Raw genomic sequence first — 8,174 nt, forward strand, 5'->3', positions numbered from 1 at the left:
CGACCTGGTTCGGCTGTAGGTACCTTAGGGTTACGTCTACTTAACACGCAAAACCCAATATGTAATGCAAGCTGAAGAAACACAAGGGGGTGCGTATGACGGGACGCGGCCAGGGCAGCGCGGGGGATCTGCTCGAACTCGTGCGCAGCGGGCGGGCGACCACGCGCGGCGCCCTCCAGCAGGCCACCGGCCTGTCCCGGGCCACCGTCGGGCACCGCCTCGACCGGCTGTTCCGCGCGGGCTGGCTGCGCGAGGGGGCCGGCGGCCCGGTCGGCTCGCCGCTCGGCGGGCGCCCCTCGATCACCCTGGAGTTCGACGACTCGCACGCGGTGGTGCTCGCCGCCGACCTGGACACCCGGCACGCCCGCGCGGCCGTCCTCACGCTCACCGGCGACCTCCTCGCCGAACGCTCGGGCGCGCTGGTCGTCGAGGACGGCCCCGAGGCGGTCCTCGGCGAACTCGGCCGCTGGTTCGCCGAACTGCTGCCCGCGGCCGGGCACCGGGCGACGGAGGTGTGCGGCATAGGGATCGCCGTGCCGGGGCCGGTGGACCGGGTGAGCGGCCGGGTGGTGCAGCCGCCGATCATGCCGGGCTGGGACGGCTACGACATCAGGGGCCGGCTCTCCCGCGCGTTCACCGAGCACACCGGGGCGCCCGCGGTGCCGGTGCTCGTGGACAACGACGCGAACCTCATGGCGTACGGCGAACAGCGCACCGGACACCCGGACTGCTCGGCCTTCGTCCTGGTCAAGGTGTCGACCGGGATCGGCGCCGGGGTCGTGGTGGGCGGTTCGATCTACCGCGGCATCGACGGCGGCGCCGGGGACATCGGGCACATCCGGGTGGGCACGGACGCGCTGTGCCGCTGCGGCTCGTACGGCTGTCTGGCGGCCGTCGCGAGCGGTGGCGCCGTGGCCCGGCGGCTGACCGAGGCCGGGGTGCGCGCGGCCTCCGGCTCGGACGTGCGCGAACTGCTGGCCGCCGGGCATCCGGAGGCGACCGCGCTGGCCCGGGAAGCGGGCCGCCGGGTCGGGGACGTGCTCGCGACCGTCGTCACGCTGCTCAACCCCGGGGTGCTGATGATCGCCGGGGACCTGGCCGGCACGCCGTTCCTGACCGGCGTACGGGAGCTGCTCTACCAGCGGGCGCTGCCCCGCTCCACCGCCCACCTGGACGTCGTCACCTCGCGGCTGGGCGAGCGGGCCGCTCTGGTCGGCGCCGGTGCGCTGGTCGTGGAGTACCTGTACGCGCCGCAGCGGGTGGAGGAGCGACTGCTGGCGATGGGCGTGTGAGGCGAAGGTGGGGCGCGGGGCGCGACGCAGGGTGTGACGCGGGTGTTTCCGTTCGGGGTCGGGTTCCGGGGAGCCGTCCGCATGGTGGAATCCGGCTGGCTGTGGCAGCGTGATTCTCGCCACCCTTGATAAGGGTTGCGCTCAGATGAGCGGATCATGGACGACTGCACTTCTCCAAGGGGTGGCACTCAGTGCCACCCCTTGATTGTTCATCGAGAAAAATCAACCGTGCCGGAAGTCGCTCATCTGAGCAGTTCGTGTGGGTCGGTGGACCCCGGCTCGTTCAAGAAGTGAAAACGTCGGCTGCCCAGTGCTTACCCATCCTTGACTTTCGATCCAGCGGCGGACGGCTGGTTACGGGCGCATGACGCACGAGTGGACGTACCCAGGTGCCTTCGATCTGGGTATGTTCCTCGCCATCAGGGCAGCCATCACGGCCTCAAGGAGTCGAGACCCGTGTCGGAAAACAAAGATCCTCACGTACGCGCGTCGGGCAAGAGTGTTGAGGGCGTGAAGTTCGTCTATGACTTCACCGAAGGCAACAAGGACCTCAGGGACCTTCTCGGCGGTAAGGGAGCGAACCTCGCGGAGATGACCAATCTGGGCCTGCCGGTGCCCCCGGGCTTCACCATCACCACCGAGGCGTGCAAGGTCTACCTCGGCAGTGGCGAGGAGCCGGTGGCACTGCGTGACGAGGTGAGTGCGCACCTCGAAGCCCTCGAAGCGACCATGGGCAAGAAGCTCGGACAGGCCGACGACCCCCTCCTTGTGTCGGTCCGCTCCGGGGCGAAGTTCTCGATGCCCGGCATGATGGACACCGTCCTGAACATCGGCCTCTCCGACAAGTCCGTGCAGGGCCTGGCGGAGCAGGCCGGCGACGAACGGTTCGCCTGGGACTCCTACCGCCGGCTCATCCAGATGTTCGGCAAGACCGTCCTCGGCATCGACGGCGACCACTTCGAGGAGGCCCTGGACAAGGCCAAGGAGGCCAAGAAGGTCGCGGTCGACACCGAACTGGACGCCGCCGACCTCAAGAAACTGGTCACCCGGTTCAAGAAGATCGTCAAGGCCGAGGCGGGCCGGGACTTCCCGCAGGACCCCCGCGAACAGATGGACCTCGCCGTCAAGGCGGTCTTCGAGTCCTGGAACGGCGACCGGGCCAGGCTCTACCGCCGCCAGGAACGCATCCCGCACGACCTCGGCACCGCCGTCAACATCTGCTCGATGGTCTTCGGCAACCTCGGCCCGGACTCCGGCACCGGCGTCGCCTTCACCCGCGACCCGGCCGGCGGCCACCAGGGCGTCTACGGCGACTACCTGCAGAACGCGCAGGGCGAGGACGTGGTCGCGGGCATCCGCAACACGGTCCCGCTCGCCGAGCTGGAGTCGATCGACAAGAAGTCGTACGGCCGGCTCATGCAGATCATGGAGACCCTGGAGAACCACTACAAGGACCTCTGCGACATCGAGTTCACCATCGAGCGCGGCCAGCTGTGGATGCTGCAGACCCGGGTCGGCAAGCGCACCGCGGGCGCCGCCTTCCGGATCGCCACCCAGCTGGTGGACCAGGGCCTGATCGACGAGACAGAGGCGCTGCAACGGGTCACCGGGGCCCAGCTCGCGCAGCTGATGTTCCCGCGGTTCGACGAGCATGCCCAGGCCGAACAGGTCGGCCGGGGCATCGCCGCCTCGCCGGGCGCCGCGGTCGGCAAGGCGGTCTTCGACTCGTACACCGCCGTCAAGTGGTCGCGCTCGGGCGAGAGGGTCATCCTGGTGCGCCGCGAGACCAACCCCGACGACCTGGACGGGATGATCGCGGCCGAGGGCATCCTGACCTCCCGCGGCGGCAAGACCTCGCACGCGGCCGTGGTCGCCCGCGGCATGGGCAAGACCTGCGTCTGCGGCGCGGAGGAACTGGAGGTCGACACCAAGCGGCGCCGGATGACGGTGCCGGGCGGGCACGTCGTCGAGGAGGGCGACCTGCTCTCCATCGACGGCTCGACGGGCAAGGTGTACCTCGGCGAGGTCCCGGTGGTGCCGTCCCCGGTGGTCGAGTACTTCGAGGGCCGGATGCACGCGGGCGCCGACGACGCCGACGAACTGGTCGAGGCGGTGCACCGGATCATGGCCTTCGCCGACCGCAAGCGCCGGCTGCGGGTGCGCGCCAACGCCGACAACACCGAGGACGCGCTGCGGGCCCGGCGCTTCGGCGCCCAGGGCATCGGCCTGTGCCGCACCGAGCACATGTTCCTCGGCGACCGGCGCGAACTGGTGGAGCGGCTGATCCTGGCCGACACGGAGGCCGAGCGCGAGGAGTCGCTGAAGCTGCTCCTGCCGCTCCAGAAGCACGACTTCGTCGAGCTGTTCGAGGCGATGGACGGGCTGCCGGTGACCGTCCGGCTGCTCGACCCGCCGCTGCACGAGTTCCTGCCCGACATCACCGAGCTGTCCGTGCGCGTGGCGCTGGCGGAGTCCCGGCAGGAGCCGCACGAGAACGAACTGCGGCTGCTCCAGGCGGTGCACCGGCTGCACGAGCAGAACCCGATGCTCGGCCTGCGCGGCGTCCGCCTCGGGCTGGTCATCCCGGGCCTGTTCGCCATGCAGGTCAGGGCGATCGCCGAGGCGGCGGCCGAGCGCCGGAACGCCAAGGGCGACCCGCGCGCCGAGATCATGATTCCGCTCGTCGGCACCGTCCAGGAGCTGGAGATCGTCCGCGAGGAGGCCGACCGGGTCATCGCCGAGGTCCAGGAGGCGACCGGCACCGAGCTGAAGCTGGCGATCGGCACCATGATCGAACTGCCGCGCGCCGCGCTGACCGCGGACCAGATCGCCGAGGCGGCCGAGTTCTTCTCCTTCGGCACCAACGACCTCACCCAGACGGTGTGGGGCTTCAGCCGCGACGACGTCGAGGCGTCCTTCTTCACGGCCTACCTGGAGAAGGGCATCTTCGGGGTCAGCCCGTTCGAGACCATCGACCGGGAGGGTGTCGGCAGGCTGGTGGCGGACGCGGCGCGGGCCGGCCGCGCCACCCGCCCCGGCCTGAAGCTCGGCGTCTGCGGCGAGCACGGCGGCGACCCGGACTCGGTGCACTTCTTCCACGAGGTGGGCCTGGACTACGTCTCCTGCTCCCCGTTCCGCATCCCGGTGGCCCGCCTGGAGGCGGGCCGCGCGGCCACCCAGTCACCGGGCAGCGACCACCGCTGACCGGCCCCGGCCGCGTCCCGGATCTCCGGAGCAGCCCCGGGTCACCCCGACCCTCACCGACCCGGCACCGGCTCCGGTGCGCAGAAGAAGGGGCGGCACCCTGTGCGGGGGTGCCGCCCCTTGGTGCATGATCTGCGGAGAGTGTCAAGCTGCGTCGCTGACCAGGCAAAACGGGGTTTGGTGGCGTTGGTTGCCGTTGAACCTGCGTGGAGCCGTTGTGCCCTCGTTGTGCCCTCCGGGCGCGGCTGGGTCCCGTCACGTGCCGTCACCACAACGGTCCGCCTTGATTCGGCACCTTCCGGAAGGGGCCCTTCATTTCCGAGTTGGCGAGGGTGCCTCCGCAGCGGTCACCAATCGTGGGAGTCTTGGAGTCTTGACGTGCGACGATCGAACAGACAGGGAGAACGAGTGTCGCAGCAGGCCAACCCTCGGGGGACCTTCCTGAAGATTGCCGACGCGGTGAAGACGCAAATCGAGGACGATCCGGACCTGACGGAGCTTCCGTCTCTGGCTGAGATCATGCGCGACCACAAGGTCTCGCGTGGAGTCGCCGTACGCGCGTTTGCCGTGCTGCGGCAAGAAGGTGTAGCCGAACCGGCACCGGGTGAGCGGTGGCGCGTCGTACGGTCTGGCGCGCGAGTTGACCGCCGCCCGCTCGACCAGCGGATTGCGGACGTCATCATGGCTGACAGGCTCGAAGTAGGGGAAGCGTTCCCAAGCGCTTCTGCGCTGGCCGAACGATTCGGAGTCTCACGTCCCACGGTGACCAAAGCACTGGAGAAGTTGGAGACCGCCGGTCTGCTGGCGGGGGGAGGACAGGGCAAGGTGCGGACGGTCCGCGCCGTGCCGACCCGAGAGGAGCGTTCGTAGCTTGCCGAAGTTGACGGAATGGGCCTATCCCCTGGCTGAGTCCCTGTTGGCTGAGCCGCTGCCGCGACGGTGGAAACACTGTCTCGGGGTCGCTGAGAGGGCGCGCACGATCGCCCTCGCGCTCGACCAGGACGCGGATCTGCTGGAGGCTGCGGCGGTCCTGCATGACATCGGCTACGCGCCCGACTTGGCCAAGACAGGCTTTCACCCGCTGGATGGCGCACGCTATCTCCGGGACGTGGCCGACGCCGACAAACGGGTCATCAACCTAGTGGCTCACCATTCCTGCGCCTGGATGGAGGCGGAAGCGCGTGGCATGCGCGAGGTACTGGAGGGCGAGTTTCTGCGCGAGAGCGCGGAGCTGAACGATGCGCTCTGCTACTGCGACATGAACACCACGCCGGACGGCACGCCCACAAATCCGATCGATCGCATCAACGAGATCGCTGGACGGTACGGGCCCGACAGCCTGATCGGAAAGTTCATTCGCCGCGCCGAACCCGAGATCCATGCGTGCGCGTCCCGCGTCCTCGAACGCGTCGCTGTCGCCAGGCGTCAGCCGATGTAGGGCGCCGTGCGCGTCCGGTCCATGGCGTGCTCGATGCGGAGCCGCATCGTGGGGTGCACATCGAGCGTCGTCAGGTCTGGGGGAGCAACCCAACGGACCTGAGTTGTCTCGCTACTCGTCCGGAGTTCACCACCGGTCGGCCGTGCGCGGAAGCAGATGCTGAACTGCTGGCGCACCTCGCCGTCGTCGTACCGCATCACATGTCCGGGGTCCGTATAGATCCCGGACATGTCGACGACTTCAGCCTTGATGCCGGTCTCTTCCCAGACCTCCCGCGCCACGGTGTCACTGATGGATTCCCCTACGTCGTGCCCACCGCCGGGGAGTGCCCAGCGTCCGTTGTCGGATCGCTGGATCATCAACACCTCGCCCGCGTCGTTCTGTACAAACGCTACGACGGACGGTACGACCGAATTGGCCGGTGGTGCGTCGGGTTCGTGCAGGTAGTCGATACGTCCCATGGTCATGCTCCCGTGATGTCGCGATCTGTGATCGGGCGTGCGTTCTCCCAGGTGTGATCGATGCTATTCGCATAGGTGTCGAACAGCCCGCCGCCCGGTAGGCGGCGCAGATGCAGCACGGGCGCCATGAAGGCTCCGATGCCGTAGACGTGGGGGTTTACGAGCATCTCGTCATCGGACCGGTAGATCGAGTTGTAGAGAGTTGAGTCGTGCAGCCGGAAGTCGATGTCAGGGTGACTCTTGACTAGGGGGCGGTAGAGCATCAAGGCGTTGCGAATCTTGCCGTCCATGATCTGGTGTCCCTCATCTATGCCGCGCTGCCGGACGGCGGCACAGTCCGGGTCTCCGAGCAGGATGCGCACCTGCGCACCCGCTTCCACCTTCGCTCTGACCAGGTCGTGAAACAGGGGGTCCTCCGAAAGGAACAACCCGGAGTAGACCAGCACATCAAGATTCTGCTGCGCCCTGCCGTACATCTCGCGCCACAGGCCGGACGGCACCGTGTGCCGATGTGGGTACACCGTGGCGATCTCGGCTTTGGTCAAGTCCGTTGCTGAGTCGACAGTCCTGCCGTCTTCCCACAGGGTCGTGACGTCGACTTTGAGTACTGCGGCCGTCGCGTACTGGTGGCGCCGGTACGGCACTTTGCCCTGCGTGATCCAGCGTTCGATGGTCTTCGGGTTGACGTCGATCGCCTCAGCCAGGCTCTGGACGGTCATGTTCCGTGCCAACAGGGCTGACCGTAAACGTTCGTTGGACATCTGCACCTCCCGAGGGACGTCTAGGGACTTCTCGACGGTAGCCAGAACTCCCTGAGCTGTCTACGCACGGGGTGACCAAGTCCCCTGACCTGCCGCGATTCTGATGGTGCGCCAAGAAGTCCCGGCGCGAAACCAAGAGGTTCCGTCGGTGTACTTGACGGCACCCCATGCAGTACCTGTAAAACAGGTACTGCAACGCCCGGAGGGAAGCCCGCAAGGGTGAGTACGAAGGAAGCGTTCGTTGGTTGAGAACTCAACAGTGTGCCGACCCAGCCGCCTGAACACGGGTGGTCGATGGGTGCGGGTCACCACCCCGACCGCCCATGTCGGGCTGGGTGACCTGCCCGGATCCGCCCCACGGGGCGGTGACTGGCATTGCGTGATCTGACATCCGCAGAACCTTCCGCGGCATCTGCCGCGCTTTGAGTCTCACCTTCCGCCGTGCTTGTCGCGGCGGCCGGTTGCCTCCGCTGCTCGTCTCGTACGAGCAGCGCTGAGGGGAGCCGGAGAGTCTGGCCCCGAAAAGGGGGAGTTTCATGGAGATCGCCGCCGCCGTTGTCGCGGTCATCGGCACCGTTCTGGGTGCCGGTGTTGTCGGTGTCCAGCAGTCCTACGTGGCCCGTTCCCAGCGCCGACAGACGCTGCGGGACCGGGCCCTGACGGCCCTGTCCGAGCTGAGCACCGCTCTGGCGGATCACCGCCGTGCGATGTGGGTCCGCGAGGATCTGCGCCTGTCCGGTGCGGCCCCGGCCGATATCGCTGCCGCTCGCGAGGCGAGTCACGTCACCCGGTCCGCCGTCACTGCCCCGCAGATCGCCTTGACGGTGCTGCTTCCTCAGCTCCGTACGGACATTGAAGCGGCCGTACGTGCCGCATACGAGATGCGCGGCGCCCAGTCCGCCGAGGTCCTGGCATCGCGCCGCGAGGCGGCCGTATCCGCGGCCGACGCGCTGACCGCCAGCACGGCGCACGTCCTGTCCCGTCCCTGACCCACCCCGTACATACGGCCGCACCCCCG

General features: G+C 68.1%; 7 protein-coding genes. 5 read left to right on the top strand and 2 right to left on the bottom strand.

Features of this window, described 5'->3' with window-relative positions:
• The first annotated feature begins 95 nt into the window (after positions 1-95).
• The 4 genes from ACFY2B_RS10015 to ACFY2B_RS10030 all read left to right on the top strand — a co-directional run bounded on the left by ACFY2B_RS10015 (position 96) and on the right by ACFY2B_RS10030 (position 5,934).
• Entirely contained in the window at positions 96-1,292 is a 1,197-nt protein-coding gene (locus ACFY2B_RS10015; RefSeq protein ID WP_390762641.1) for an ROK family protein, read from the top strand.
• A gap of 456 nt (positions 1,293-1,748) precedes the next feature.
• Positions 1,749-4,496, top strand: a complete 2,748-nt coding sequence (gene ppdK / locus ACFY2B_RS10020) for a pyruvate, phosphate dikinase (RefSeq protein WP_390762642.1) — start codon at positions 1,749-1,751, stop codon at positions 4,494-4,496.
• Between the two features lie 408 nt (positions 4,497-4,904).
• Entirely contained in the window at positions 4,905-5,366 is a 462-nt protein-coding gene (locus ACFY2B_RS10025) for a GntR family transcriptional regulator (protein WP_390762643.1), read from the top strand.
• 1 nt (position 5,367) lies between these two features.
• Positions 5,368-5,934 (top strand): HD domain-containing protein, encoded by a 567-nt coding sequence (locus tag ACFY2B_RS10030; protein ID WP_390762644.1) that lies wholly within the window; start codon positions 5,368-5,370, stop codon positions 5,932-5,934.
• Here ACFY2B_RS10030 and ACFY2B_RS10035 read toward each other — a convergent pair.
• Together ACFY2B_RS10035 and ACFY2B_RS10040 are read right to left on the bottom strand one after the other, a co-directional pair.
• Positions 5,922-6,395 (bottom strand): NUDIX domain-containing protein, encoded by a 474-nt coding sequence (locus ACFY2B_RS10035; RefSeq protein ID WP_390762665.1) that lies wholly within the window; start codon positions 6,393-6,395, stop codon positions 5,922-5,924. The two genes, ACFY2B_RS10030 and ACFY2B_RS10035, sit on opposite strands and share 13 nt — an antisense overlap.
• Positions 6,396-6,397: 2 nt before the next feature.
• Positions 6,398-7,156, bottom strand: a complete 759-nt coding sequence (locus ACFY2B_RS10040; RefSeq protein WP_390762645.1) for an XRE family transcriptional regulator — start codon at positions 7,154-7,156, stop codon at positions 6,398-6,400.
• Positions 7,157-7,692: 536 nt separating this feature from the next.
• Between ACFY2B_RS10040 and ACFY2B_RS10045 the strand changes: the two genes are divergently transcribed.
• Entirely contained in the window at positions 7,693-8,145 is a 453-nt protein-coding gene (locus tag ACFY2B_RS10045; RefSeq protein WP_390762646.1) for a protein kilB, read from the top strand.
• Positions 8,146-8,174: the final 29 nt, after the last annotated feature.

The organism is Streptomyces sp. NPDC001270 (genome assembly GCF_042896695.1).
Lineage (GTDB): Bacteria > Actinomycetota > Actinomycetes > Streptomycetales > Streptomycetaceae > Streptomyces.

Bases quoted from the DNA above. Each gene is read 5' to 3' on its own strand.
- ACFY2B_RS10015 (WP_390762641.1), top strand. From the start codon at position 96: ATGACGGGACGCGGCCAGGGCAGCGCGGGGGATCTGCTCGAACTCGTG.
- ACFY2B_RS10035 (WP_390762665.1), bottom strand. From the start codon at position 6,395: ATGGGACGTATCGACTACCTGCACGAACCCGACGCACCACCGGCCAAT.
- ACFY2B_RS10040 (WP_390762645.1), bottom strand. From the start codon at position 7,156: ATGTCCAACGAACGTTTACGGTCAGCCCTGTTGGCACGGAACATGACC.
- ACFY2B_RS10045 (WP_390762646.1), top strand. From the start codon at position 7,693: ATGGAGATCGCCGCCGCCGTTGTCGCGGTCATCGGCACCGTTCTGGGT.